26 protein-coding genes are annotated in these 26,784 nt (G+C 34.5%); all 26 read left to right on the top strand.

What is annotated here, in order from left to right:
• Window positions 1-63: 63 nt before the first annotated feature.
• The 26 genes from trmB to tgt all read left to right on the top strand — a co-directional run bounded on the left by trmB (window position 64) and on the right by tgt (window position 26,778).
• Complete coding sequence (gene trmB, locus JC2156_RS04015; RefSeq protein ID WP_006845569.1) at window positions 64-726, top strand: tRNA (guanosine(46)-N7)-methyltransferase TrmB; 663 nt, start codon at window positions 64-66, stop codon at window positions 724-726.
• A 332-nt stretch (window positions 727-1,058) separates the two neighbouring features.
• Window positions 1,059-3,200: a type I DNA topoisomerase gene (gene topA, locus JC2156_RS04010; RefSeq protein ID WP_006845568.1), complete on the top strand. Its 2,142-nt coding sequence runs from the start codon at window positions 1,059-1,061 to the stop codon at window positions 3,198-3,200.
• Window positions 3,201-3,357: 157 nt separating this feature from the next.
• On the top strand, window positions 3,358-4,236 hold the full coding sequence (locus tag JC2156_RS04005) for an aldose 1-epimerase family protein (RefSeq protein WP_006845567.1): 879 nt from the start codon (window positions 3,358-3,360) through the stop codon (window positions 4,234-4,236).
• Between the two features lie 358 nt (window positions 4,237-4,594).
• Window positions 4,595-5,422, top strand: a complete 828-nt coding sequence (mutM, locus tag JC2156_RS04000; RefSeq protein WP_006845566.1) for a bifunctional DNA-formamidopyrimidine glycosylase/DNA-(apurinic or apyrimidinic site) lyase — start codon at window positions 4,595-4,597, stop codon at window positions 5,420-5,422.
• 13 nt (window positions 5,423-5,435) lie between these two features.
• On the top strand, window positions 5,436-6,026 hold the full coding sequence (gene coaE, locus JC2156_RS03995; RefSeq protein ID WP_006845565.1) for a dephospho-CoA kinase: 591 nt from the start codon (window positions 5,436-5,438) through the stop codon (window positions 6,024-6,026).
• 22 nt (window positions 6,027-6,048) lie between these two features.
• Window positions 6,049-7,341, top strand: coding sequence for a replication initiation and membrane attachment family protein (locus tag JC2156_RS03990; RefSeq protein WP_006845564.1), 1,293 nt, complete (start codon window positions 6,049-6,051; stop codon window positions 7,339-7,341).
• A gap of 2 nt (window positions 7,342-7,343) precedes the next feature.
• A complete protein-coding gene (gene dnaI, locus JC2156_RS03985; RefSeq protein WP_006845563.1) occupies window positions 7,344-8,327 on the top strand; it encodes a primosomal protein DnaI in 984 nt (327 codons plus the stop codon).
• 113 nt (window positions 8,328-8,440) lie between these two features.
• Window positions 8,441-9,436: a YibE/F family protein gene (locus tag JC2156_RS03980; protein ID WP_238530587.1), complete on the top strand. Its 996-nt coding sequence runs from the start codon at window positions 8,441-8,443 to the stop codon at window positions 9,434-9,436.
• On the top strand, window positions 9,436-10,200 hold the full coding sequence (locus tag JC2156_RS03975; RefSeq protein ID WP_006845561.1) for a YibE/F family protein: 765 nt from the start codon (window positions 9,436-9,438) through the stop codon (window positions 10,198-10,200). Before JC2156_RS03980 ends, JC2156_RS03975 begins: the two co-directional genes overlap by 1 nt.
• Window positions 10,201-10,358: 158 nt before the next feature.
• Window positions 10,359-11,048, top strand: coding sequence for a response regulator transcription factor (locus tag JC2156_RS03970; RefSeq protein WP_006845560.1), 690 nt, complete (start codon window positions 10,359-10,361; stop codon window positions 11,046-11,048).
• 144 nt (window positions 11,049-11,192) lie between these two features.
• Window positions 11,193-12,536, top strand: coding sequence for a sensor histidine kinase (locus tag JC2156_RS03965; protein WP_238530586.1), 1,344 nt, complete (start codon window positions 11,193-11,195; stop codon window positions 12,534-12,536).
• 107 nt (window positions 12,537-12,643) lie between these two features.
• Window positions 12,644-13,978: an FAD-dependent oxidoreductase gene (locus tag JC2156_RS03960; RefSeq protein ID WP_006845558.1), complete on the top strand. Its 1,335-nt coding sequence runs from the start codon at window positions 12,644-12,646 to the stop codon at window positions 13,976-13,978.
• 309 nt (window positions 13,979-14,287) lie between these two features.
• A complete protein-coding gene (locus JC2156_RS03955; protein ID WP_006845557.1) occupies window positions 14,288-14,704 on the top strand; it encodes a MarR family winged helix-turn-helix transcriptional regulator in 417 nt (138 codons plus the stop codon).
• Window positions 14,705-14,817: 113 nt separating this feature from the next.
• Window positions 14,818-15,684 carry a DegV family protein gene (locus JC2156_RS03950; protein ID WP_006845556.1) on the top strand — a complete coding sequence of 289 codons (867 nt, stop codon included), beginning with the start codon at window positions 14,818-14,820 and terminating at the stop codon, window positions 15,682-15,684.
• Between the two features lie 44 nt (window positions 15,685-15,728).
• Window positions 15,729-16,583 (top strand): DegV family protein, encoded by an 855-nt coding sequence (locus JC2156_RS03945; protein WP_006845555.1) that lies wholly within the window; start codon window positions 15,729-15,731, stop codon window positions 16,581-16,583.
• Window positions 16,584-16,808: 225 nt separating this feature from the next.
• Window positions 16,809-17,678: a GDSL-type esterase/lipase family protein gene (locus tag JC2156_RS03940; protein WP_006845554.1), complete on the top strand. Its 870-nt coding sequence runs from the start codon at window positions 16,809-16,811 to the stop codon at window positions 17,676-17,678.
• Window positions 17,678-18,286: a YpmS family protein gene (locus tag JC2156_RS03935; protein ID WP_006845553.1), complete on the top strand. Its 609-nt coding sequence runs from the start codon at window positions 17,678-17,680 to the stop codon at window positions 18,284-18,286. Before JC2156_RS03940 ends, JC2156_RS03935 begins: the two co-directional genes overlap by 1 nt.
• A complete protein-coding gene (locus tag JC2156_RS03930; RefSeq protein ID WP_006845552.1) occupies window positions 18,286-18,507 on the top strand; it encodes a YozE family protein in 222 nt (73 codons plus the stop codon). Before JC2156_RS03935 ends, JC2156_RS03930 begins: the two co-directional genes overlap by 1 nt.
• A 12-nt stretch (window positions 18,508-18,519) precedes the next feature.
• Window positions 18,520-19,398 carry a ribosome biogenesis GTPase YlqF gene (gene ylqF, locus JC2156_RS03925; RefSeq protein WP_006845551.1) on the top strand — a complete coding sequence of 293 codons (879 nt, stop codon included), beginning with the start codon at window positions 18,520-18,522 and terminating at the stop codon, window positions 19,396-19,398.
• Window positions 19,391-20,155: a ribonuclease HII gene (locus JC2156_RS03920; RefSeq protein WP_006845550.1), complete on the top strand. Its 765-nt coding sequence runs from the start codon at window positions 19,391-19,393 to the stop codon at window positions 20,153-20,155. The genes ylqF and JC2156_RS03920 overlap by 8 nt, the downstream gene beginning before the upstream one ends.
• A 43-nt stretch (window positions 20,156-20,198) precedes the next feature.
• Window positions 20,199-21,077: a DNA-processing protein DprA gene (gene dprA, locus JC2156_RS03915; protein WP_006845549.1), complete on the top strand. Its 879-nt coding sequence runs from the start codon at window positions 20,199-20,201 to the stop codon at window positions 21,075-21,077.
• Window positions 21,078-21,362: 285 nt separating this feature from the next.
• The gene (locus JC2156_RS03910) at window positions 21,363-22,730 is read left to right on the top strand and encodes a Na+/H+ antiporter NhaC family protein (protein WP_038241089.1); all 1,368 of its coding nucleotides are present in this window, start codon (window positions 21,363-21,365) and stop codon (window positions 22,728-22,730) included.
• Window positions 22,731-22,875: 145 nt separating this feature from the next.
• Window positions 22,876-23,469 (top strand): Holliday junction branch migration protein RuvA, encoded by a 594-nt coding sequence (gene ruvA, locus JC2156_RS03905; RefSeq protein ID WP_006845546.1) that lies wholly within the window; start codon window positions 22,876-22,878, stop codon window positions 23,467-23,469.
• A 22-nt stretch (window positions 23,470-23,491) separates the two neighbouring features.
• Complete coding sequence (gene ruvB, locus JC2156_RS08865; RefSeq protein WP_006845545.1) at window positions 23,492-24,502, top strand: Holliday junction branch migration DNA helicase RuvB; 1,011 nt, start codon at window positions 23,492-23,494, stop codon at window positions 24,500-24,502.
• Between the two features lie 3 nt (window positions 24,503-24,505).
• Window positions 24,506-25,552 (top strand): tRNA preQ1(34) S-adenosylmethionine ribosyltransferase-isomerase QueA, encoded by a 1,047-nt coding sequence (queA, locus tag JC2156_RS08860; protein WP_006845544.1) that lies wholly within the window; start codon window positions 24,506-24,508, stop codon window positions 25,550-25,552.
• 74 nt (window positions 25,553-25,626) lie between these two features.
• The gene (gene tgt, locus JC2156_RS03890) at window positions 25,627-26,778 is read left to right on the top strand and encodes a tRNA guanosine(34) transglycosylase Tgt (RefSeq protein WP_038241098.1); all 1,152 of its coding nucleotides are present in this window, start codon (window positions 25,627-25,629) and stop codon (window positions 26,776-26,778) included.
• The last annotated feature ends 6 nt before the right edge of the window (window positions 26,779-26,784 follow it).

Below are 26,784 nucleotides of genomic sequence, written 5' to 3'. Positions count from 1 at the left end.
ATTAGAATCAATTATTGTTATTTACGTGTTGATTCAATTTTAAATTCAGGAAAAGGAAGAAAAATGAGATTAAGAAATAAAAAATGGGCTGATACTTGGTTAACTAATCATGATGAATTAGTTATTACACAAGATCGAGCAACCGGACTTCAAGGAAATTGGATGAATATTTTTGCTCAAGAAGCCCCAATTCATATTGAAGTTGGAACTGGGAAAGGTCAATTCATTATTGGAATGGCTAAAAAATATCCCGATATTAATTTTATTGGGATGGAAATTCAAGAATCAGCAATTGCTGTTGCAGCACGAAAAGCCGATGAAGATGAAGCTGAACTTCCTAATCTTAAATTTATATATGGTGATGGTGCAGGAGTTGAAACCTATTTCTCAAAGGGTGAAGTAAGTAAAGTTTATTTAAACTTTTCAGATCCATGGCCCAAAAATAAACATGAAACCCGTCGATTAACGTATAAATCATTTTTAGCTGGGTATAAGTCAATTTTACCAGCTGGTGGAGATCTTGCATTTAAAACTGACAATCGAGGACTTTTTGAGTATTCACTATATAGTTTTGCTAATTTTGGTATTAAATTTGATCCAAAGGGAATTTCTTTGAATTTACATGAAGACACTGAAAAGATGGAAGATAATATAGAAACTGAATATGAAGAGAAGTTTTCAAGTGCCGGTTTCCCAATTTATCAATTTTTAGGTCATTTTGAATAACCTTAAAAAAGCTTGAAGCATTTTATGTTTCAAGCTTTTTATATAAGATGTTAAATGAATACTTTTGTATAAAATAAGCAATATATTGTTTCAAAAGTTTCATTAATAAAGTATAGATTTAAAAGGGTGAAATTTAAACTGAATTTATGATTTAAGTATGGTAAATTAAGTTAATGGGATAATATGTTACTTTAAAAAAATTCATAATTGGCATAACATTAGCAAATGTTGAAAAAAATGATTTATTTACAATAGTATGGTAATTTTTTATTTTTTATATTATAGTAAGCAAACATAAAGAATAAAAATATTAAAGAAAAGGGGATGAGTACGTGCCAACAACGACAAAAGATAAACCAAAAACTAAAAAGCGTACCACCGCTAAACGAAAGAAAAATTTAGTAATTGTTGAATCACCATCAAAAGCCAAAACTATTGAAAAATACTTAGGATCTGGATATAAAGTAGTTGCCAGTATCGGACATATTCGTGATTTACCAAAGTCACAAATGGGAGTTGATACTGAAAATGACTATAACCCTAAATATATAAATATTCGTGGAAAGGGGGATGTCATAAAAAACTTGAAAAAAGAAGCTAAAGCAGCTAAACATGTTTATTTAGCATCTGACCCGGATCGTGAAGGAGAATCAATTGCCTGGCATTTGGCGCATATTTTAGATCTTGATACTAGTTCTGAAGAAAATCGAGTGGTCTTTAATGAAATTACTAAAGATGCAGTTAAAGATGCCTTTAAACGCCCACGCCAATTGGATATGAATTTGGTTAATGCTCAACAGGCACGCCGAATTTTAGACCGTTTGGTTGGCTACTCAATCTCGCCTCTTCTATGGAAGAAAATTAAAAAAGGACTGAGTGCTGGTCGGGTTCAATCTGGAGCATTGGGTTTAATTATTGATCGTGAGAATGATATTCAAGCCTTTCAGCCTGAAGAATACTGGGAATTACCAGCTGAATTCAAAAAATCTAATAAGAAATTTAAAGCTGGATTTTATGGGGTAGATGGTCAAAAGGTTAAGCGAATCCCAGACAATGAAATGGTTCAATCAATTTTGAAACGAATCGATCAAAATCAAGAATTTGATATAAGTGAAGTCGTTAAGAGCGAAGGAAAAAACAATCCCAGTCCAGCTTTTACAACTTCAACTTTGCAACAGGCAGCTAACACGCAATTGAGTTTTCAAACTCGGCGTACGATGTCTACAGCGCAACAATTATATGAAGGGATTAATCTGGGTGGTAAAGAAGGTTCAGTTGGGTTAATTACCTATATGCGTACCGATTCCACACGAATATCATCCATTGCAAAAAATGATGCATCTAAATTTATTCATGAAGAATACGGTGATGAATATGCTGCAACTAAACCAGTACAAGGTAAATTGCAAGAAGGGGCACAGGATGCTCATGAGGCGGTTCGACCTACTTCAGTTTTCCGAACACCTAAATCAATTAAGGACAAGTTAACTAATGACCAATTTAAACTTTATCAATTGATTTGGTCACGATTTGTGGCCTCTCAAATGACATCAGAAGTTATTGATCGGGTCCGAGTTACTTTGACACAAAATGGGGTTATGTTCAGAGCTAATGGAGCTACGACTAAATTTGCTGGTTATACAAAAGCTTACCCAGCTGCTAAAGCTAAAGATAATGTTCTACCTGAAATGGTAGAGGGTGGTAATGTTAAGCTGGATAAAATTAATCCTGAACAAAAGTTTACTCAGCCCAAGCCACGTTATACTGAAGCTGCGTTGGTTAAAGCTTTGGAAGAAGCTGGTGTTGGACGGCCATCAACTTATGCTGCTACGATTGAAACTTTGAAATCACGAGCATATGTCAAAATGGACGCAAAGAAATTTATTCCAACTGAAATTGGTAAAATGGTTCAAGACGCCGTTCGAGATTATTTCCCTGATGTAGCTGATCTAAAATTTACTGCCCAAATTGAAGGTGAACTAGATAATGTTGAAACTGGGAATGAAGATTGGGTTAAAGTAGTTGATGAATTTTATAAACCATTTAAAGGTGAGCTAGATATAGCTGAATCAGAAATGGAAAAAATTGTTGTCAAAGATAAGTTAGCCGGTGAAAACTGTGAAATTTGTGGGGCTCCTATGTTGGAACGCCTTGGACGATATGGTAAATTCTTTGCTTGCTCACGTTTTCCTGATTGTCGGAATACTAAAACAATTGTAAAAGAAATTGGCTTAGTTTGCCCTAAGTGTCATCAAGGTCAAATTATTGAACGAAAGACAAAACGCGGTCGGACTTTCTATGGTTGCTCACGTTATCCTGATTGTGAGTTTATCTCATGGGATAAGCCAACTGAAAAGACATTAGCTGATGGAACTACACCTAAAGATGGTGAAGATAATAAAAAATCTAAGACCACTAAAAGTAAGAAACCAGCCACGAAAAAAGCAACTAAAAAGAAAGCTGCTAAAAAGTAATAAAGCTTGATAAGCGCAGTTGAATGATCATTTTGAATTTTTGGCTGAGATTGTTATAATCTCAGCCTTTTATTATCTAAATTATATTTTGAAAATAGATTAAACTTTGTTAAAATAAAATTATTGAAAGCGCTTTATACAATTCACGGGGGATAGCATGCTATATTTAGAAAATGAAAAAGTCCGAGTAGCTGTAAATGAACAGGGGGCGGAATTAAATAGTATTTATTTGAAAAATAATGAGACAGAGTATCTTTGGCAAGCTAATCCTGAAATTTGGGGAAGACATGCACCTCATCTTTTCCCCATTGTTGGACGCTTACAAAACGATACATATCAATTTGAAGGCCAAATATATGATATGACGCAACATGGATTTGCTCGTGATCTAGTTTTTAAGATAATTAATGCTGATTCAAAGATGATTCAATTACGATTAGAAGATTCTATTGAGACACACCGGCAATATCCTTTTAAATTTCAATTTGATGTAATATTTACCTTATCTGAAATTGGTGAAATTGGAATTAAATACTTAGTTAAAAATATTGATCAGCAAGTGATTTATTTTGGCTTGGGAGGACACCCTGGTTTCAATATTCCATTGTCAGGTGGCAAAAAATTTGAAGACTATCAAATCCAAATTACGCCAGCTAAGTTGTATCAACGTAAAGTTTTAAATGGACCGTTTTTAGATTTACACCAAGACATTATGTTTGATGCCAAAAAAGAATTGGTATTAAATCGTTCAGACTACAAAAATGATGCAATAATTCTTGAACTAGATGAACGTCCAGTTGAAATCAAAATCATTGATACTGATAAGAAACATGGTATTAAAGTTAATATTGAAAATGCTAAATTTGCAGGCATTTGGACCAAATCGAATGTTGAAGCACCATTTATTTGCATCGAGCCTTGGTGGGGAATTGCGGATACATTGGAAACAACTGGGCAATTAGTTGATAAATATGTTATTAATCGGTTAGATGTAAATGATGAATATGTTGGTGAGTATTCAATTCAAGTTTTTTAATGAATTGATGTTTTGTATAAAAAATAAGAGCTTTAATTGTTATTATGTTTAATACGTATTCCAGAGTAAGGAAGGAATACGTTTTTTTGTACTAAATTATAAATGAATTTATTTGTAAGACGTTTTTTGCAGGCGATGATGAAACATTAAATGATAGCTTTCTTTAAATTTAATTTCAGTGTGAGACAACGCATAACTGATATTAATAAATTCTTCAATTATTTGGTACAATAGGGAAGTAATAATTGACATTGAATTATTTGATTTCACAAAGAAAAAAGATATAAAATAAAAAAATTAGCGCCTCAGTTAGTGGTTGTACGTTAAAGTGTTGTTATATCAACGGTTAGGAGACTATATGCCAGAGCTACCAGAAGTAGAAACAGTTCGACGAGGATTAACAAATCTTGTTCAAGGTCGGACAATTTTAAAAGTTGAAGTACGTTGGGAAAAAATTGTCGGTATGTCAGAAGCGGAATTTGATGCAGAAATGGCTGATCGTAAGATAGAAAAAATAGATCGCCGTGGAAAATATTTGTTATTCAGATTGAGTGGAAATAAAACGTTAGTGTCGCATTTACGCATGGAAGGGGCGTATTATACAGTTCCCGCTGGGACAGAGCCAGGAAAGCATGATTTGATCACCTTCCATCTGGATGATGAGATCGATCTTTTTTATCGGGATACTCGTAAATTTGGACGGATGAATTTAGTCGATACACCTAATACAATGCAGGTGGCCGGGTTGGCTAAAATTGGACCTGAGCCAACTGAAGATGATTTGACTTTAGAGTACATGCAAAAAGAGTTTCAAAGGAAAGGTGCTATTAAACCATTTCTATTGGATCAAAGTCATATCGCTGGGTTAGGTAATATTTATGTTGATGAAACATTATGGATGGCAAAAATTCACCCATTACAACCAGCAAATACTATTGATTTAGAACATCTGACCCATTTACGCAAAGCTATTATTGATGAATTAGCTTTGGCCACTAAAAATCATGGAACAACAGTTCATTCATTTACCACTGCTTTTGGTGAGGCCGGGACCTTTCAAAATCAATTGAAGGTTTATGGTCGAGTAGGAGAACCTTGTTATCGATGTGGAACGATTCTTGTTAAAACTAAGGTAGCACAACGTGGAACTACTTATTGCCCACATTGCCAAGTGTTGCACGATTAAAGAGGATTTAAACATGCTTGAAATTGGAATTACTGGAGGGATTGCAACCGGTAAATCGAGTGTTGCAAATTATATTCGTGAAAAAGGGTATCCAGTCTTAGATGCAGATGTTATTAGTCGTGAAATTGTTGAACCTGGTTCATCTACGTTACATGCGCTGGAGTTGCAATTTGGTCCTCAAATCATAAACCAAGACGGGTCACTCAATCGACAATTGTTGGGGAGTGTTGTTTTTGGTGATACACAAAAAATAGATCAATTGAATGCAATTATGCATCCAAAAATCAATCAAATTTTGATTCAACAGGCACAAAAACTATTTAATGATGGGCATGAACTTGTGTTTTTGGAAATTCCTTTATTGTTTGAAACTAACAATGCAGCAGGAGTAGATAAAACTATTGTGGTTACGGTTGAACCTGAAGAGCAACAAATACGGTTGATGAAGCGAAATCATCTAACTTTACTAGAAGCTCGTCAGCGTATTAAGGCACAAATGCCATTAGACCAAAAAGTGCAGATGGCTGATTATGTTGTTGAAAATGATCGGTTAGATCGAATGCATGCTAAAGTTGATCATATTATCAGTGAATTGAAGAATTAAAAATTATGAAAGTGGGGGACTAATGTCTTTTAATATTCATCAAAAATTTAAAGTCGTGGGTATTGAAAATTTAACCCTTAAAAATTTAACCAGTTTAAGTAATTTATACTTACCATTAATTGGGATTGAAGCCTTTACAGTTTATATGGCCTTGATGCATCAACCTCAAAGATCAAATAAAGATGTAACCATCACGCACGTTGAATTATTGAATCAATTGAACCTATCTGGTCCACGTTTGATTCAAGCACGTGAAAAGCTAGAAGGCTATGGGCTGATTCGGACTTTCGAACAAGTATTAACATTAGAATCACAATGGGTTTATGAAATAAATCAACCGATTGATGCTGAAAATTTTCTTAGTGATAAATTGCTAGTGAAACTTCTTTCATCTTATTTAGGTGATGATCAATTTGAGATATTAAAAACAAGTTTATTACCTGATTCAGCAGAAATTGAGGGAAATAATGTGTCAAAGGGATTATTTGATATTATTCGAGAGGATAATTTTGATCAGATTGAACCGTTGAAGCCGATTAATAAAAGGTCAACAGCATGGGATGAAGCTCGTCAAAAGGATCAGCCAACTATTGATTTTGATTTAATGTTTGAAATGTTAAAGGTGTATGGAGTTTCTCGGATGACTTTATTGAAAAATAAAGATAATTTAATGCTTTTCAAAAAATTATATGCAATTGATGATTTAAAATTAATTCGACTTATACAAGGGCATATGCTTGACGATCATCAAATTGACATTAAAGGAATCGAAAATGAGTTACGTCAAGAATTTCAGCAGCGACAAGAAGTTACGATCCAACCTGTAACTGATGTACAACCCAAGACAGGAAATATCCTAATTGATCAAGCTAACCAGTTGAGCCCATTAGAATTTTTAAAAAATATTCGCGAACAACGTGGGGGTGTCGTAACGGCAAGCGAACAATATGCAATTGAGCAATTAATAAAATATGGACGGTTACCTAACCCGGTTATAAATATAGAATTATATACACTGAGTGTTTTACAAGATCGCAAAACTTTGCCGAAAGCAATCTTAGAGGCAACTTATTCAGATTGGGCTCAGGCTAACATTAAAACGCCCAGTGAGGCCATTAAGTATATTCAGCAACGAGAGAAAAAAATTAAACAAGGTCAGCAGAATCGTACATCAAGTCGAGCTGGACAGCAGAAACATGAAACAAAACCCGATTGGGACAATCAACCAATTCAGGAGGTTAGCTCAGCCGATCAGGCTAAACTAGATAAAATGTTAGCCCAGATGGAAGCTAAGCGTGCCATCAAAAAGGAGTGATAATGCCAAATGTAGAACCATTTAATTTTCAAAATAATCGAGGAACTCAAAATATTGGAAAATCATTCCAAGATATTTTAAAAAAGCGGCCTCAAATGAGAAATGAATATGAAAAAATAAGGCAAATTATGTTGGAAGATGCAGAAATTAAAAATTTTATTCAAGAGCATCAGCCGGATTTAAGCGAAGCAATTTTCAATCGCGATTTAGCAACCATCTATGAATATTATTTGCAAAATAAAAAACAACAAGATGGCTTACCAGATGTTCATCCTGGTTATGATCCAGAGTTGTTATTTGTTGATAAACGTGTGGTGATTCAATATCGAGCAAGTCAAAAAATGCAAAAACAACATGAAAAGTTACGAGCAGCTAGTAAAATTATGGCAATTGGTATGCCTAAACAATTAAAATCGGCCACAATGAATGATTTTAAGTCAATGGATTCGGGAATGACTGCCGCTGTCTTAGCAGTTTCGGAATTTATTGAAGATTATGTTGATCGGCCTCAAGAATTTCATCAAGGTGCTTATTTACAAGGACCATATGGGGTAGGTAAAACTTATTTGATGGGAGCAATGGCTAATCAACTGTCTTTTGATGATATTGATGTATTATTGTTGCACTATCCAACTTTGGCTACCAATATGAAAGATGCAATAAGTGATCACAGTATTGACACTAAGACAGTACGGTCAGATATGAAATTGGTAGATATTCTAGTTTTAGATGACATTGGAGCTGAAAGTGATGGAAGTGGTTGGATTCGAGATGATGTTTTGAGTGTTGTTCTTGATTATCGAATGCAAAATGGACTAGCAACATTTTTTACATCTAACTTCTCTATGAAACAATTAGAGGAAGAACACTTCACATTGACCAAGAATGGGGCTGAACCAGTTAAAGCTGCTCGAATTATGCAAAGAATTAAATATTTAGCAAAGGAGATCCCAGTTAACGGCCAAAATAGAAGGCTAAATCCATGATATTAAATAAAGGCAAGAGACATTTTTTGTTTTGGTTATGTCTATTAACAGTTATATTATTTACATATTTTGGATTACGGCATGATGCATCGTTATATAGTAAACCTGTTGTATTGATAGAAAAAGTTAAAGTAATTGATGAAAATAATTCGACTGATGCATATCTGAATCGTGTGACTAATTATCGACAAAAAGTTAAAGCTAAATTTTTAAACACTGATCGTCAAGGTGAAAAAATTTGGATTGAAAATAATTATGATAGTAGTCAAGGAATGGATCAAAAATTAAAGCCAAAAATGCAGATTTTTTTACGTCAACAAGGGGATGCTTGGAACTTTGATAATGTTAAAAGAGATGCCACCTGGATTCCGTTATTAATTGCACTAATTGGTTTGTTAATTAATTTGATGGGGAAGTCTGGACGTCTAACAGCCATTTCTTTGGTTTTAAATACAATTTTATTTATTATTACTATTGATTTAAATTTAAAAACTGGGACCCATTATTTATTACCATTATTTGTGATCTTTAGTTTAATTGTGTCTGCATTGACTCTTGGATTGGTGATGGGATTTAAAAAAAGGCAAACATGGGTGATTTTTGCAACAGTGGTTACAACTACACTTATTACAATGCTTTTAGCTGCTTTAGTTTTTAAGTTGAATCATAATCAAGGTGTTAACTTTGAATTGTTAGGGTTCATTACACAATTACCCGTTCCAATGTTTTTTTCAATGACGTTAGTAGGAGTTTTGGGGGCAGTCATGGATGAATCAACGGACATGATTGCTACTTTATTTGCATTAAGAAAAGAAAATCATGATGTAACAACGAAAGAATTAATAATTGCAGGACGACATGTAGGACAAGAAATATTCGGAGCATTAACCAACGTGTTATTCTTGATTTTTATTGCTGGACAGATCCCGATGGCTATTTTGTTTTTAAGAAATGGGAATAACATTGGGTATACTTATGATATGAACATGGCATTGGGGATGGTTCAAACTCTGATTAGTGCGATCGGAATTGTGTTAACAGTTCCAGCTGGAATTTTGTGGGTTATCATTGATTCTAAGTATGAAATGCACAAAAGGAGGCTTAATTAATGTCAGTTACATTCGTTTTAGCACTCATTTTACTAGTATTAATGGTAGTTATTGGTGGTAAAAAAGGAATGGGTGCTTTTGTTAGTCTATGGATTAATTTTATTTTATTAATGGGCATGCTTCTCTTAATTAGTTGGGGATTTAGTATGTTTATGGTGTTATTAATTGGGAGTAGTTTGGTCTTATTGATTACGATATATAGTGCTGGAGCTGATGAAGAAACTACGATGGTATCATTGAAAAGTAGTTTAATCGTTATGTTGATTTTAATTTTGGTGATTATTCCTGTTGAACATTTAAACTTTGTACAAGGATTTACCGTTGAAAATTCAGAAGAGTTGGAAGGCTTATCTTTGCAAATTGGTTTAAATTTTGGGCAGTTGGGAATTGCAGCCGCACTGTTAGCAACACTTGGAGCAATCGCTGAAGCGTCTGTAGCAATTACATCAGGATTATCTGAGATTATGGAACACCACCCAGATATGGAAGTAAATAAATTAATACGATCAGGTTACCAACTAGGTTATCAAATTATAGGAACGGCTTTAAATACTGTTTTATTTGGTTTTATGGCTGATTTTTTGAGCTTGGGAATTATGTTTGCTAAACTTAATTATGGTATTGGAGATATCGTTAATTCTAAATTATTAGTTTCAGCTATTTTATCAATGCTGTATGCCTTTTTTGGTGTTATTATGGTGTTACCAATAACCTTGGGTTTGATTAAGATTCATCAACTAAAAGTAATAAATTCTGAGAATTAAAGTTAAAAATATTTTTAAATTGTATGCAATATAATACCTCGCTGCGTTAAATATGAAAAAACTCTATTAAATTAGTATTTACTTGATGAAAATTAGATATTTATGTTAAACTTAATAAGTTTGTTAAAAATAATGTTTTGAAAGAATAGGGTGCTAAGATGAATAAAATTTTGATAATTGAAGATGAGGAAAATTTAGCACGATTTGTTGAGTTAGAATTACAACATGAAGGCTATGAAACGACAGTTGCCGATAATGGTCGAACTGGGTTAGAAATATCGTTAGAAGAAAATTTCGATTTGATTCTATTAGATCTAATGTTACCAGAATTAAGTGGGTTAGAAGTTGCACGTAGACTTCGAGAAGTCAAAAACACACCTATTATTATGATGACGGCTCGTGATTCAGTTATTGATCGCGTTTCAGGGTTAGACTATGGGGCTGACGATTATGTTGTAAAGCCGTTTGCAATTGAAGAATTGTTGGCACGTATCCGGGCTTTATTGCGTCGAATTAATATTGAAACTGAAGAGCATGCTAGTCATCAAAGTATTGTAAAGTATCGTGATTTGGTGGTTGAAAAAGAAAATCGAATTGCGCGACGTGGTGATGAAATTATCAATTTAACGAAACGCGAATATGAATTACTTGTTATTTTGATGGAGAATATTAATGTTGTTCAATCAAGAGAAGTACTTTTGGCCAAGGTTTGGGGATATGATGATAACGTTGAAACCAATGTTGTAGATGTTTATATCCGTTACCTACGTAATAAAATTGATTATAGTGACTCTAAAACTTCATATATTCAAACTGTTCGTGGAACCGGTTATGTGATGCGTCAATAGAATTTGGAGAGATACAATGGATAAAACAGCCATTGTTAAAAATAATCCCAAGCAAAAGCCAGGTTTGTCACTTAAATGGAAGTGGGCCATGGGCTCAGCATTGGGATTTTTTTAATATTTATAATTTTTAGTTACATTTTAATTATGGCATTTGCTAATCGTATGTTGGTGGATGAAAAAATTTCATCGCGGGAATCTCTTAATTGGGTAGCCCAACGATTAGAAAAGGTCCCAATTGACAAGGTTAAATCGCAAGAAATTGAATCAGCGATTATTGGAGATAACGCCTTGTCACAAAAACAAGAGGTCGGATTGGTAGAAACTATGCGCCCTGACTTTAAAATCATAATTTACGATGGATCGTATCAAGTTTATCCCAAACATAAACCGGCAATGATTAATTTAGAAAATAGAAAGATTCATTTAGAACATGACCAAAATGGTAATCAAACATTGGTTGGTTATAAAACCATTCATAATAAAAATGGTAAAACGATCGGAGTCATTCGATTAGATAATAATTTAGAACAATTTAACCGTTTATTTAATCGAATTTATATGATTACGATTATAGCAACACTTTTGGGAGTTTTCTTTACTGCAATTTGGGGTTACTGGTTAGCTGATTATCTGTTGAGACCGATGGATGATATTAAAAAAGTGGTAGATTCAGCTAGAATTGATTCTCAATCGCAGGCTCGAGTTGACTCAGATGGAACTAGAAATGATGAAATAACTGATTTAGGTAAAATTGTGAATCGTAGTTTAGATCAAATGCAACATACTATGATGGCTCAACATCAGTTTGTGGAAGATGTTTCGCACGAACTTCGTACGCCAGTAGCAATTGTTAAGGGCCATATGGAACTCTTAAACCGTTGGGGTAAGGATGATCCTAAGATTTTAAATGAATCAATTGAAGCATCTTTAAAGGAAATTAGCCGGATGCAAGGATTGGTCCAAGAAATGTTGGATTTGACACGTGCAGACCAAGTGGAATTAGCTTTTAAAGATGGAAATACTGATATTCGTGAAGTGGTAACCTTAGTATATAATAATTTCAAAATGATCCATGATGATTTTACTTTTATTCTGGATGATGATTTAAAACATCCAACTTTTGTAAATATGTCACGAGATCATTTGGAGCAAATTATGATTATTTTATCTGATAATGCTGTGAAATACTCACGCGATCGCAAAGAAATTCACTATTCTGTGTCACGTAATGGAGGACAAGTTCAGATTGCGGTACAAGATTTTGGTGAAGGGATTAGTCCTGAGGAAGCCCATCATGTTTTTGATCGCTTTTATCGTGTTGATAAAGCTCGATCACGTAAGCAAGGTGGAAATGGTTTGGGCTTAAGTATTGCTCAAAAATTGATTGAGGGCTATGGTGGGACCATCATCTTGGAATCTGCTGAAGGTCATGGGTCGATTTTTAGAATTACATTACCTATTAAAAACAATGATCGTAAGTCGAAATAATTATAAATATATATTCTTTAAAAGATAGTATGTGAAAAAAGACGCTAACGTTGTATAATTGACTTATACAAATGAAAGCGTTTTTTTTATTATCGGAGGATGGACTAATGAAAGTTGCAATTATCGGATGTACTCATGCAGGTATTTTCTCAGCTCGTGGAATTCTAGAAACAGATCCAACGGCTGAAATTACAGTTTTTGAAAAGAATGATACTGTCTCTTTTCTTTCATGTGGAATTGCTCTATGGGTAGGTAACCACGTTTCTGACCCTGAGAAAATGTTTTATGATTCAGTTGAAGCCATGAAAAATGATGGTATTGATATGAAGATGCAGCATGAAGTTACGAATGTTGACTTGGAAAATAAAGTTGTAACATATCAAAACTTGGAGAATCAACAAGAGAAAACTGAAAAATTCGATAAAATTGTTGTGACAACTGGTTCAAAGCCAGTTATGCCACCAATTCCTGGAATTAATGGAAAAAATATTTATCTATGCAAGAATTGGGATGATGCCAAAGCTATTAATGAGGCCGTCAAAGATGTTAAATCAGCGATCGTAATCGGGGCTGGATATATTGGAGCTGAAATTGCAGAACAATTTTCAGTAAGCGGAATTAAAACAACTTTGATCGATGGTCTTGATCGGGTTCTGGCAAAAAACTTTGATAAAGATATTACGGATGAAGTTGAGATTGAATATCAAAAACACGATGTTACTTTAGGCTTAGGGCAAATGGTACAAGCGTTTGAATCTACTGATGACGGTGTTAAGGTAACAACTGATAAGGGATCTTATGAAGCAGATATTGTTGTCTTAGGAATTGGATTCTTACCACGGACTGATTTATTTACTGGGCAAGTTGATATGATTAAGAATGGAGCTATTATTGTTGATAAGTATATGCAAACTTCAGTTAAAGATGTTTATGCGGCTGGTGATTCTGCGACTGTATTTTATAATCCAACACAGCAAGATGACTACATTCCATTGGCAACAAATGCAGTACGCCAAGGAATTTTAGTTGGTAAAAACATTTTGAAGCCCACTGTAGCATACTTGGGAACTCAAGCAACGTCGGCTGTTGAGCTTTATGGTAAGGCAATGGCCAGTTCTGGATTAAATCAGCAATTAGCTCAAGCACGTGGTATTGAAGGAATCAAGACCGTTACCATTGAACAAGATTATCGACCTGATTTCATGTTAACGACAACCCCTGTACGTGCTACTTTGGTTTGGGATGAAAACACTCGGGCTGTTTTGGGTGGATCATTTTATTCTGAACATGATATTTCACAAACTGCTAATGCCTTATCATTAGCGATTCAAAATAAGATGACAATTGATGAATTAGCGCTTTCAGACTTCTTATTCCAACCAAATTTCAGCCAACCAATTAATTTCTTAGGGGCAGTGGCTATGGCAGCAGCAAAGCAATAAGCTATTGTTAAATTTCTAAAAATTTTTAAGGTTGGGACAGTCTGTCCCAGCCTTTTTATAAACTTATATAAACACTAAATATTTTTTAAATCTAATCGGCGGAATGTGAAAAATATAATTTAAATAAAACATGGATAATATTATTCTTTATTTTTAAATATATTTATTCTTATCATAAAATTTAATAGGAAACTACCATGGAAGCGATTATAATATTTATTAAGCACTTTTATTTTTAAATTTTGAGAAAAAGTAGCCATGATTTAAGATTATTTAAAATTGAGCTAGTCCTATTGGGAGGAGTTGCTAATGAAAGAAATTTTAAATGCATTACATGAAACAGATAAAGATTTTCAAAAAATTTTAAAAGAAATTATGAAAGATTATAAAATAACCATTGCAGAATGGCATCTTTTAATGAAAGTGGACAATGAATTTGATACTCAAGATCAATTGAGCCAAACAACAGGGTTAGATACTTCAACCCTCTCACGACAGTTAAATGCTTTAATGAAAAAAAAGATGATTGAACATCAGGTTGTTGGCCATGATCATCGACATTTTATATATCAAGTTACACCGTTAGGGGCAGAAAGTTTGGCCAAAATTAAAGCACAGTATCAGGCGACTGAGCAACAAATTTTTTCCGTTTGGTCTGAAGAAGAAAAGTCAATGTTGCAAATTTTAATAAATCGATTGGACAAATCAATTCAAAAAGGATTGTAAATCTCGGGTGGAAGCTAGTCAGTTCTAGTGGAACAGCGTATAATGAATAATTAATTTATTATTTGAATTATTTAGATGCCCAAATATTTTTAGATTAGAAAAGAGATTTATTTATGAAGATTGCAATTATGACCGATTCAACGGCAACAATTAGCTCTGAAGAGGCTGAACGATACAATATTAAAGTAATTCCAATTCCAATTATTTTAGATGGTAAGGCGTATAAAGAAGGAACTGAAATTACACCAAAACAGTTTTATGAGAAATTAAAAACTTCAGATTCATTTCCATCAACTTCCCAACCAGCTATTGGAGAATTGATGGAAATTTATGAAGATTTGAAATCCGAAGGCTATGATAAAGTAATTTCAATTCACTTAGCATCTACAATTTCAGGGTTTATCAATAATGTAGCATCAATTGCAGATAAAATTGATGGTTTGGAAGTTATTCCATATGATTCAAAAATAACGGTTCGTTTGATGGGATGGTTGGTTTTAAAAGCTGCTAAAATGGCACAAGATGACAAAAGTGTTGATGAAATTTTATCAACTTTAGATCAACTTCGTGATTCGATAGATGAATATTTCGTAGTTGATGATTTGAATAATTTAGTGCGTGGCGGACGTTTGTCAAATGCTGGGGCCATTATTGGAACAATGTTAAAGGTTAAACCAATTTTAACCTTTGATAACGATTCAAACTATATTGTCCCATTTGAAAAAGTTCGTTCAATGAAGAAAGCTAAAAAACGAGTTGAAGCCATTTTTAAGGATGTATTGATGAATACTGATTATCCTTTGAAACCATTGGTTATTCATGCAAATGATCCAATTGAAGGCGAGAAGTGGCGTCAAGAGCTTGAAGGAATGTATCCTGAATTGAACTTTGAACTTTCTTATTTTGGTCCGGTGGTAGGAACCCATTTGGGTCAGGGAGCATTAGCGGTTGCTTGGATGCGTGATCCAGAAAGTTTGTAAAAAATTAAATTATTAGTATTACATTTATTAGGTAGGAGAGAAAGATGACTAAAGTTAAAATTGTAACCGATTCGACGGCAGTTTTGTCAGATGCAGAAATTAAGGATTTGGGGATTAAAGTAATTCCTTTGAATGTTATGATTGATGATAAGACGTATACAGATGGTGTTGATTTATCACGTGAGGAATTCATGGATAAAATGGCACAGGCCAAAAATCTACCTAAGACATCAACTCCTGCATTGGGTGTTTTTACCGATGCTTATGAAGATTTATTAGCTAATGATGATGATGTGGAAATTATTAGTATTCACTTAACTCCAGGTTTGTCAGGGACTTTTGACACTGCACAACAAGCAGCTAAGATGTTGGAAACTGATAAAATTCATGTTATTGATTCAACCTTCATTGATTGTGCATTAGGGTTCCAAGCAATTAAGGCTGCTGAATTAGCCCAACAAGGTAAGTCTGCGACAGAAATTATGCAAGAAATTAAAGCGGTTCATGCAAATACGGAATTGTACTTAACTTTGAGTTCTTTAGATAATTTAACAGCGGGTGGACGTATTTCGAAAGCAACTGGCTTTATTAGTGGTTTGTTAAATATTAAAATTGGGGCTCATATTGTTAATGGTGACATTATTGCCGAGACTAAAGGACGTGGGTCAAAAACAATTAAGAACTATTTGAAGAAAATTGTGGATCAAATGCATGAAGCTAAAGGTATTCAAAGAATTGGATTATCACATGCTGGAATTCCAGAATTGGCGCAAGAATTAGCTGATATTTTAAGAACTGAGTTTCCTGAAGCCCAAGTTCATGTTCAACAAACGACACCAGTTGTATCAACGCATACTGGCGCTGGTGCATTTGGGCTTAGTTATTTAAAACAATATTAATTATTACTAATGAAGAATAGTGCTGGAACTTGTTTCAGTTCTATTTTTTTTCATTTAACAGAAATAATTTAGTATATCATCCTTAAAATAAGGTCTTAATAATTGTTAATTCATGATTAGGAAAAGGTATTATGTTAGAATTTACTAAAAATAAAGTATAATGATTAGAAATGTCTTGAATTTTATTTGGTATAATTAATTTCTGCGTGAAAGGGGGGATCGATTATGAAAAGAATACTAATCGTTTTAATGACATTATTGATTAGTTTTAGTCTTTCACCGTATATTGAGGCTAAGGAAATTGTTAAGAATCAAGTTCAATTAGTGACGGTTGGTGATTCTTTAACACAAGGTGTGGGAGATACCACTAATCAGGGTGGTTATGAAAAAAGAATTGCGAAATTAATTGAGAAAAAAGATCATGTTAAGGTTAAAACCAATAATTATGGTAAATCGGGTGATCGTTCCGACCAAATTTTAAAGCGTGTTCAAAAAAATGGAATAGCACAGAAAAATATTAAAGAGGCTGATATCATTGTAATGACATCAGGTGGAAATGACTTACAACAAGAATTATTTAAATTAATTCAAACTAAAGAAGAAAAAGATATTTTGTTAAAGGTAAAATCACATAAAGACGAATATTCTGATAGTTTGAATGAACTTATGAATTACATTAGAAGTTTGAACCCAGATGCTCCTATATTTATTTTTGGAAATTATAATCCTTTGTATGTTTATTTAGCTAATCGACCTGATATTAATCAAGCTGTGCATCTTTATAATTCAATAAATAGTGAAACAGCTCGTGAGAATAATAATGCATATTATGTTTCAGTTTTTAATAAACTTACTTATGGTCAGTTTCAAAGCAAAAAACAGCAGGCTAAGCTAAAAAAACAATCAGCAGCGTCTTTTACAGGAACAGTAGATAATAAAGTAGTTAAATCGACTTTAAATGGTCCCAATAAAGATAAAAACGAATATATTACTAGTTCAGATCATTATCATCCAAATAATAAGGGGTATGATCAGATGAGTAAGGCACTTTTTAAAACTGTTCAAAAACAAAAGGATGAGTGGATATATAAATAATGGTTAAAAAAGGATTGACTAAAGAACAACATCAGTTTAGACAACAAGGAATTTTGTGGGGGATTGGAGGAGCTTTAATTGTTTTAGTTTTTGTGGCTTTAATTTTAATGGTGATGCCACAAGGAAAGGAAAAACAATTTAGTACCCAGCAACAAGTTAAAATGACCGATGCTTCAATGGATGTACAATTAACGAAGAAAAATTTGAATGCTTGGATGAATAAATATTTGAATGATGATCCATCATTGAAAAAACGATTACGCTTTGAAATGGGGCAGTCAAGTATGATGGTCTATGGAACAGAACGCCTTTTAGGGCAAGATGTAGACTATGGAATGAAGATGACACCATCTGTCACTAAAGATGGTAATTTATTATTGCACGCTGATTCAGTTGCAGTGGGGCAGTTGCCTTTACCAGTCAATTATGTGATGGGTGGACTAGCTTCGCACTTAGATTTGCCAGCATGGGCCGATGTGAATCCTAAGAAGCAGACAATTTTAATTGATTTTAAAAAAGTTCCTAAGGTTTCTGGTATGCAGATTAAAATTAAGCAAATTAATATGAAAAAGGATCACTTTGTGTTCCAAGTGGGGTTACCAAAATAATGAGGCGTTCATTTTATCAATGGTTGATGACACAAAGAGATCCAGTCACACACGATGAAGTTAAAAATTTTGCGAATGGAACTTTTTATGATCAAGCATTTCCAAAGCAAAGCACAGATTTTGATGAACTTTCAAGATATTTGGAAGAAAATGGTAATTATTTACAAGCAATGGATATTTTTGATGCAGCTTGGCGTCAATATCTAGCATCAGAAGAATAGAGGTTTATTTTTATGGGACAAATTATTCAGTGGTATCCAGGCCACATGGCGAAGGCCTTCCGCTTAATGCGCGAAAATATGAAGTATGTAGATATTGTATTTGAATTAGTAGATGCCAGGATTCCATTGTCTTCACGGAATCCTGAACTAGATGATGTCTTAGGAGATAAGCCACGGTTATTGGTAATGACTAAGACCGATTTAGCTGATCCATCCCGGACTAAGGAATGGATTACATATTTTGAAACACGAGGATTAGCAGTAGTCGCTCTTGATTCACGTGACCGGAAGACCCCTCAGACTATTACAAAAGCGGCGCGTAAAGTTTTGGCTGAAAAGTGGGATCATCTTTTGGAAAAAGGAGTTAAAGACAAGGCGATTCGAGCTTTAGTAGCTGGGATTCCAAACGTTGGTAAATCAACACTTTTGAATCATCTAGTGATGAAAAATGTAGCCATTACTGGTGATCGACCTGGAGTTACTAAAAAATTACAATGGTTAAAAACACCTACTAACTTAGAGTTATTAGATACACCAGGAGTTTTATGGCCTAAATTTGATGATCAACGCGTTGGTCAACATTTAGCTATGACTGGTGCAATTAAAGATCAATTGATTAATGTGGATGATATTGCTTTAGAAGTTTTGAAATTTATGCGTGAGTATAATCCACAATCGATTACTGAGCGGTATAAACTGCCATCAGGTATTTGGGACGAAGAAACTGATGTTAACATCTTGCTTTTGATTACTCAAAAATTAGGTTTTAAGGATGATTATAATCGTGCTGGTGAAAGAATTCTGCTAGATTTGCGTCGTGGTAAATTGGGAAAATATACGATTGAAGTGCCTAATGATCAAATCGGGCAAAATGATGTTAAAAATGGATAAATTAACGATAACCGAAGTTAAATCAATCTTACAACAACCAAAAATTAAGGCCGACATTTTAAAACATTTAGCAGAGGATGAACGTCAAGGCGTTCAACGTTTATTAGTTAGTTATCAACGCCGAATTGAGAAGCAGCAAAAGATGCAAGCTACTTTTAATGAACGACAAGTTTTTGAACAAGCATATTGGAAAAAAGGTCAATTTGTTGCTGGTATTGATGAAGTTGGACGTGGCCCTTTAGCTGGCCCTGTTGTTGCGGCAGCAGTGGTATTAGATGACAATTTTGATTTAATTGAAGTCCATGATTCAAAACAATTGTCTTTGAAAAAAAGAGAAGCGCTAGTTCCTAAAATAAAATCCCAAGCTTTAGATTATGCCTTTGGAGTAGTTACATCTGAACAGATTGACGAAATTAATATATATCAAGCTGCTCGAGTTGCGATGTCTGAGGCTTATAAAGGACTCCAATATAATGTAAATGGTTTATTAATCGATGCAATGGACTTGGACATAGAGCTTGAGCAAACTAGTTTAATTAAAGGTGATGATCGCAGTATTAGTATTGGAGCTGCTAGCATTTTAGCTAAAGATTATCGAGATAATTTAATGGCAGAATACGATTTAAAATATCCCGGTTATGATTTTAAAAATAATGCCGGATATGGTACTGCTAAGCATTTAGCTGGACTAGAAAAGCTTGGTATTACACCAATTCACCGAAAAACTTTTTCACCCGTTAAAAATTATTTGAATTAATATTATTTTTGAGATCCTTTCTTTATATTGGAGGAAGTGGTCTATGACAAATCGAATTTTTATTTTAGTTTTATTGTTAATTCCAAAAATAACTTTGGAACAGCGTATTAAAATTTATCAAAATATTGATTGGCCTCAAGAACAGTCCTGTTCGTCATGGATGGACTGTTTAATGATTGCTATGGATAAACTTAATTTAGCTAAAAAGATTGGCTTAGACAATTTGTTAGAAGATTTAATTGAACAATTACGACGAATCGAAAGAACAGATTATATTTGTATTTTAGATGAATTTTATCCATTAAAATTACATGTATTAGCATATCCGCCACTGGTTTTGTTTTATCAAGGTAATTTGGACTTGTTACAAACGCCTTGTTTAGCGATTGTTGGGGCACGTAAAAATAGTAGCTATGGTAATTTTTTATTGCAATCTTGGATTCCATCTTTAAATGCGGCGGGATTAACTATTGTTTCAGGGTTAGCTGAGGGTATTGATGCGATTGCTCATCATAATACCTTAAAGGTTGGGGGACGCACGATTGGTGTGTTGGGGACGGGTTTGAATCAAATTTATCCACGGCACCATAAGAGGCTCCAACAAACTATTGGCGAAAAAGGATTAGTTATTAGTGAATATTTACCAAATCAGGGTCCTCGTAAATATCAATTTCCGCAAAGAAATCGTTTGATTGCGGCTTTAAGTCACTGCGTATTGGTAGTAGAAGCACGGTACAGATCGGGATCTTTAATTACTGCTGATTTAGCACTTGATTTAAACCGAGGTGTTTTGACCATTCCAGGTCGGGTGGACTTTGCCTTATCAAGGGGTTGTAATGAATTATTAGTACAGGGTGCTCAACCAGTTTTATCTGCTAAAGATGTGATATCAGCTTTTAATGAATATTATTGGTTAAATTAATATAAAACTTTTTGTATATTTGTAAGATAATTAAAATGGTTGACAGTTTATGAAAATTTGGTTAGACTTTTGATATTCAGTAGACGACCTTATTCAATGTCAGAGAAGCCACGGTTGCTGTGAGTGGTGCAGGTAATTTCGTTGAACTATTAACAATTTAACTTTGTAAAGTGACTCGTTCTTTTTTGGACGGGTAATTTTGGGTGGTACCGCGGAAAATGATGCTTCGTCCCAACTACGTTTTTTAACGTAGTTGGGACTTTTTTATTGAAAAGGAAAATGAATATGAATGAAAATACAAATAAAGTGAGCTTTAAATTAGCATTAAGTATTGTTCTAGGACTTATTTTGATTTTTAGTACTGGAATTATTGGTCTCAATCTTCCAGCTTTTATGCCATTGATTGTCAGCTTAGTTTTACTCACGATAATATTACGTTTTAAAAAAGTTTCATGGTCTGAGATGCAAGATAACATATTGGCAGGGATAAGAACTGGTTTAGCTCCATTATTTTTATTCTTATTAATTGGTATGCTAATTGCATTGTGGATGGGAACTGGAGTCATCCCCTCAATGTTATGGTTAGGGTTTGAGTCAGCTAATAGTACATGGTTTTTGCCAAGTACCTTATTAGTAACTGCTTTGGTTGGTTCAATGATTGGTTCAGCCTTTACTACAATTGGAACAGTAGGGGTAGCCTTAATGGGGGTGGGAGTAACGCTTGGATTTAACCCAGCCTTAGTAGCAGGGGCAATTTTATCAGGAGCAATTTTTGGAGATAAATCATCACCATTATCGGATTCTACGAATTTAGCAGCGTCAATTGCTGAAACTGATCTATTTGCACATATTAAAAATTTAATGTGGACGACTTTACCAGCATTATTAGGTTCTTTGATAATTTTTATTATTCTTGGTTTGGGTCATCATGGTGGATCAACAAGTCGGTTAGCTACACTAAGTCAATTGATTACACCCACTTGGTGGAGCATTATTCCGCTGGTATTACTAGTCGGTATGGCCATTTTGAAAGTTCCAGCTATTCCAACTTTATTATTAAACATTGGCTTGACTGGTACGGTATACTTGTTTAATCATTCACCCCAAGCCCTTAGTCAAATTTTAATGGACGGATTTAAAACAACATCAACTAATCCTAATTTAGTAAACCTTTTAAATCGTGGAGGAATGATGTCGATGATGCCAACTGTCATCGTTATTATGTTAGCATTATCTTTAGGTGGAATTTTAACGGAACAACGGATTCTACAAACGGTTATGGCGCCACTTTCACAAAAAATTAATTCAGCATCTGGAGTCTTAACTGGTGTAATCTTTACAGGAATTGCCGCAAATTTTTTAATCGGAGAACAATACCTGTCTACGATATTACCTGGACAACTTTGGAAACCAGCTTTTGACCGAATTAAATTGAGTCGTTTGGCTTTAGGAAGAGCATTAGAAGATTCAGGAACTGTTATGAACTACTTAGTTCCATGGGGAGTTGCCGGTAGCTTTGCGGCTCAAACTTTGGGAGTTCCAGTGGCAGATTTTGCGCCTTTTGTTTTTTTTGCCATCTTGTCGCCAGTCTTTTCGTTATTATCAGCTTGGACGGGAATTGGAATAAAAAAAGAAAATCAGGATGTTAAATAAGGTGTTTGAATTTAGGTAATAAATCCTAGTTACTAATAATTTATTCCAGATAATCTATATTGAATTAGTTATTTGACATGGTCGTTTATTCTTCCAGATAGGTTATAATTAATTTATGCGATTTTAGATGAGGGGAAATGAGATAATGTATGAATATTTAAATGGCTTAATTACAGTTTTAGCGCCAAAATTTATTGTCGTTGAAGCCGGTGGAGTTGGGTATCGGGTTATCGTTGGTAATCCCTACGCCTTTGAACAAAATAAGTCAGCCAAGGTTTATATTGAACAGATTTTACGCCAAGATGAAGAAACGTTATATGGCTTTCAAACGTCTGGTGAAAAACAGCTTTTTGAGCAATTACTAGCTGTTTCTGGGATTGGACCGAAGAGTGCTTTAGCAATTTTAGCAAATTCTGATCATACCGGTCTTATTCAGGCCATTGTTTCGGGTGATGTTAATTATTTGGTTAAGTTCCCCGGTATCGGAAAAAAGACTGCGCAACAAATTGTCCTTGATTTACAGAATAATTTAGCTAAATTACCATTTGATTTTAATAATATTACTGGAATTGAGCAACCAAAACAGTCGGAAAATCCAGCATTAGATGATGCTTTGGAAGCTTTAAAAGCGCTTGGGTACGGAGCGCGTGAAGTAGATAAGGTGTCTAATAAATTGGCAGCCTTAGATACTTTGGATACTGCTGGATATGTTTCAGCAGGTTTAAAATTGTTTAACTAAGTAAGCCTGAAGGAGTAATAACATGAGTGATGGGATTTTAGATCAAACGTCCCTGAATCCGGACGAGGAGCAAAGTGATCTTAATTTAAGGCCTAATACGTTGAAACAGTACATCGGGCAAGCAGAATTAAAAGAACGTTTGCAAGTTTATATTCAAGCGGCTAAACAACGAGAAGAAGCATTAGATCACACGTTGCTCTATGGTCCACCAGGACTTGGTAAAACAACTCTTGCGCTGGTAATTGCGACAGAGCTAGGAGTTAATATTAAAACGACGACAGGTCCTGTTATTGAAAAGCAGGGAGACTTACTGGCAGTTTTAAATGAGTTACAACCAGGCGATGTTTTGTTTATTGATGAAATTCATCGTTTGCCTAAAACGGTCGAAGAAATGTTATATTCTGCTATGGAAGATTTTTATGTTGATATCATTGTGGGCGAAGGTGAAAATTCACGACCTGTGCATTTTCCGTTGCCTCCTTTTACATTGATTGGGGCAACAACCCGTGGTGGAATGCTTTCGCAACCATTGCGAGATCGTTTCGGAATCGTTGAACATATGAATTATTATAATCAACAAGAGCTCAGTGAAATTATTTTGCGCTCAGCTGGTGTATTCGGGATTGAAATTGAAAAATCTGGGGCAGCAGAGTTAGCTCGAAGATCTCATGGGACACCACGAATTGCAAATCGCCTTTTACGCCGAGTTAGAGACTTTGCTATGGTCAAAAATTATGATTCGATTGATTTGTCCTTGGTGGATTTTGCCTTAGGATTGCTCAAAATTGATCGATCGGGATTAGATCAAGTTGATTTAAAAATTCTGAATACGATGATTGAAAATTATGATGGTGGACCGGTGGGAATTAAAACATTGGCGGCAAATGTTGGTGAAGAAGTTGATACTATTGAGTCGATGTATGAACCATACTTATTGCAGATCGGTTATCTAAAAAGAACACCACGCGGTCGTATGGTGACTATGAAAGCCTATGATCATCTGCAAATTGCTTATGATAAAGAAAGAAGATAAAAAATGAATTTATCAAATTATACTTTGGATGATTTTGATTATGATTTACCAGTAGAATTGATTGCACAAACTCCGTTAGAAAAAAGAGATACTTCACGCTTATTAGCATTGAATGCAGATACTGGGATGCTTGAAGATCGTCATTTTTACGATATTTTAGAATATTTAAAGCCAGGTGATGCTATTGTGATGAATAATTCGCGAGTGTTGCCTGCACGACTTCATGGAATTCGCCCTGAGACAGGTGGTCACGTTGAAGTATTGATGCTTCGACAAGATCATGGGGATGTCTGGGAGACTTTGGTTAATCCGGCCCGTAAATATCCAGTTGGTGCGGAAATTTCCTTTGGGAATGGTGAATTAACTGCCACGGTAACTGAAGAGCTAGAGCACGGTGGCCGAATGGTCGAATTTCATTATAATGGAATTTTCTTGGAAATTTTGGAATCCTTAGGTGAAATGCCTTTGCCACCTTATATTAAGGAAAAATTGGAAGATCAAGAACGTTATCAAACAGTTTATTCTAAGGTAAATGGATCAGCAGCAGCACCAACAGCTGGATTGCATTGGACACCGGAATTACTACAAAAAGTTGCAGATAAGGGTGTTAAACTAGTAGAATTGACTTTACACGTTGGATTGGGAACTTTTCGACCAGTTGAAACTAATAATTTAGAAGATCATAAGATGCATTCTGAATTTTACCAATTAAGTCAAGCTGCAGCTGATACTTTGAATGATGTCAGGGCAAATGGCAGTCGGATTATTGCGACTGGAACGACTTCCATTAGGACTTTGGAGACCATTGGGTCAAAGTTCAATGGGGAACTAAAAGCTGATTCTGGATGGACTGATATCTTTATCAAGCCGGGTTATCAATGGACAACGGTTGATGCTTTTATCACTAATTTCCATTTACCAAAATCAACTTTGGTAATGCTGGTGGCGGCTTTTACGGGACGAGAAAATATTTTAAATGCTTATCAGCATGCTATTGAAGAACAATATCGTTTCTTTTCATTTGGAGATGCGATGTTTATTCATCATTAAAAGGAGAAAAAATGCGTCAATATAGTGAATTTGATCAATTTTTAATGGAAAAATATCCATTAAAAGAAGAATTAATGAATGATCCCAAGCGGCCAGTTGTTTATGAATTATTGCATGTTGAAAAACATACTGGTGCACGTTTAGGAAGAATTTATACACGGCATGGAGTGGTACATACGCCAATGTTTATGCCAGTTGGAACTCAAGCTTCAGTTAAAAATGTTTCACCGCGAGATTTAGAGGATATTAATTCTCAATTTATTCTTTCAAATACTTATCATTTATGGGTTCGTCCAGGAGATGAGTTAATCGCTAAAGCTGGTGGGTTGCATAAATTTATGCAGTGGAACGGACCAATTTTAACTGATTCAGGTGGGTTCCAAGTTTGGTCATTGTCTAAAAACAATAAGATTTCTGAAAAAGGTGTTGATTTTAAGAACCATGTTGATGGCTCACAGATGTTCCTCTCGCCAGAAGTAGCTATGTCAATTCAAAATAATTTGGGATCTGATGTAATGATGCAACTCGATGAGGCAATACCATATTTTGAAACTTATGATTATGTTAAAAATTCAGTTGAACGAACGACCCGCTGGGCCAAAAGAGCTAAGGAAGCTCATAATCGACCAAATGATCAAGCTTTGTTTGGAATTATTCAGGGAGCGGGATTCAAAGACTTACGTAAACTTTCTGCAGATGGTTTGATCGATTTAGACCTACCTGGTTATGCAGTAGGGGGGCTTTCTGTTGGTGAATCTAAGGAAGAAATGAATCGTGTACTTGATTTCACCGTGGATTGGATGCCAGCGGATAAGCCTCGTTATTTGATGGGAGTAGCGGCCCCAGACTCATTAATTGATTCAGCTATCCGAGGAATTGATATGTTTGATTGCGTTTTGCCAACTCGAATTGCTCGAAATGGATCACTAATGACAAAGCATGGTCGAATTGTCATAACAAATAGTAAGTATAAAGATGACTTTAGCTTAATTGATGAAGATACTGAAGATTATGGTTCAAATACGTTTACTAAAGCTTATTTACATCACTTATTTAAGGCCAATGAATTGTATGGTCAAAATATTGCATCTGTTCACAATTTAAGATATCTGTTAAAGTTAATGGAAGAGATGCGTGAGGCAATCTATCATGATGAATTATTAGATTTCAGAGCGCAAGTTTTGGAAGATTATGGTTATAATCAGCCAAATGCACGGTTGTTTTAGAGAAGG

It is taken from the genome of Weissella koreensis KCTC 3621 (genome assembly GCF_000277645.1).
The sequence above is the reverse complement of the archived record's forward strand: the minus strand, read 5'-3'. Positions and strand labels throughout refer to the sequence as shown.

Excerpts from the sequence above, each read along its gene's own strand:
- dnaI (WP_006845563.1), top strand. The coding sequence starts at position 7,344 with ATGCCAAATGTAGAACCATTTAATTTTCAAAATAATCGAGGAACTCAA.
- dprA (WP_006845549.1), top strand. The coding sequence starts at position 20,199 with ATGACAAATCGAATTTTTATTTTAGTTTTATTGTTAATTCCAAAAATA.
- JC2156_RS03990 (WP_006845564.1), top strand. The coding sequence starts at position 6,049 with ATGTCTTTTAATATTCATCAAAAATTTAAAGTCGTGGGTATTGAAAAT.
- JC2156_RS03965 (WP_238530586.1), top strand. The coding sequence starts at position 11,193 with ATGGCATTTGCTAATCGTATGTTGGTGGATGAAAAAATTTCATCGCGG.
- JC2156_RS03945 (WP_006845555.1), top strand. The coding sequence starts at position 15,729 with ATGACTAAAGTTAAAATTGTAACCGATTCGACGGCAGTTTTGTCAGAT.
- JC2156_RS03955 (WP_006845557.1), top strand. The coding sequence starts at position 14,288 with ATGAAAGAAATTTTAAATGCATTACATGAAACAGATAAAGATTTTCAA.
- JC2156_RS04005 (WP_006845567.1), top strand. The coding sequence starts at position 3,358 with ATGCTATATTTAGAAAATGAAAAAGTCCGAGTAGCTGTAAATGAACAG.
- tgt (WP_038241098.1), top strand. The coding sequence starts at position 25,627 with ATGAATGATCCCAAGCGGCCAGTTGTTTATGAATTATTGCATGTTGAA.
- JC2156_RS03935 (WP_006845553.1), top strand. The coding sequence starts at position 17,678 with ATGGTTAAAAAAGGATTGACTAAAGAACAACATCAGTTTAGACAACAA.
- queA (WP_006845544.1), top strand. The coding sequence starts at position 24,506 with ATGAATTTATCAAATTATACTTTGGATGATTTTGATTATGATTTACCA.
- mutM (WP_006845566.1), top strand. The coding sequence starts at position 4,595 with ATGCCAGAGCTACCAGAAGTAGAAACAGTTCGACGAGGATTAACAAAT.
- ruvA (WP_006845546.1), top strand. The coding sequence starts at position 22,876 with ATGTATGAATATTTAAATGGCTTAATTACAGTTTTAGCGCCAAAATTT.
- ylqF (WP_006845551.1), top strand. The coding sequence starts at position 18,520 with ATGGGACAAATTATTCAGTGGTATCCAGGCCACATGGCGAAGGCCTTC.
- JC2156_RS03910 (WP_038241089.1), top strand. The coding sequence starts at position 21,363 with ATGAATGAAAATACAAATAAAGTGAGCTTTAAATTAGCATTAAGTATT.
- ruvB (WP_006845545.1), top strand. The coding sequence starts at position 23,492 with ATGAGTGATGGGATTTTAGATCAAACGTCCCTGAATCCGGACGAGGAG.
- JC2156_RS03930 (WP_006845552.1), top strand. The coding sequence starts at position 18,286 with ATGAGGCGTTCATTTTATCAATGGTTGATGACACAAAGAGATCCAGTC.
- JC2156_RS03960 (WP_006845558.1), top strand. The coding sequence starts at position 12,644 with ATGAAAGTTGCAATTATCGGATGTACTCATGCAGGTATTTTCTCAGCT.
- JC2156_RS03975 (WP_006845561.1), top strand. The coding sequence starts at position 9,436 with ATGTCAGTTACATTCGTTTTAGCACTCATTTTACTAGTATTAATGGTA.
- JC2156_RS03950 (WP_006845556.1), top strand. The coding sequence starts at position 14,818 with ATGAAGATTGCAATTATGACCGATTCAACGGCAACAATTAGCTCTGAA.
- JC2156_RS03970 (WP_006845560.1), top strand. The coding sequence starts at position 10,359 with ATGAATAAAATTTTGATAATTGAAGATGAGGAAAATTTAGCACGATTT.
- JC2156_RS03920 (WP_006845550.1), top strand. The coding sequence starts at position 19,391 with ATGGATAAATTAACGATAACCGAAGTTAAATCAATCTTACAACAACCA.
- coaE (WP_006845565.1), top strand. The coding sequence starts at position 5,436 with ATGCTTGAAATTGGAATTACTGGAGGGATTGCAACCGGTAAATCGAGT.
- JC2156_RS03940 (WP_006845554.1), top strand. The coding sequence starts at position 16,809 with ATGAAAAGAATACTAATCGTTTTAATGACATTATTGATTAGTTTTAGT.
- trmB (WP_006845569.1), top strand. The coding sequence starts at position 64 with ATGAGATTAAGAAATAAAAAATGGGCTGATACTTGGTTAACTAATCAT.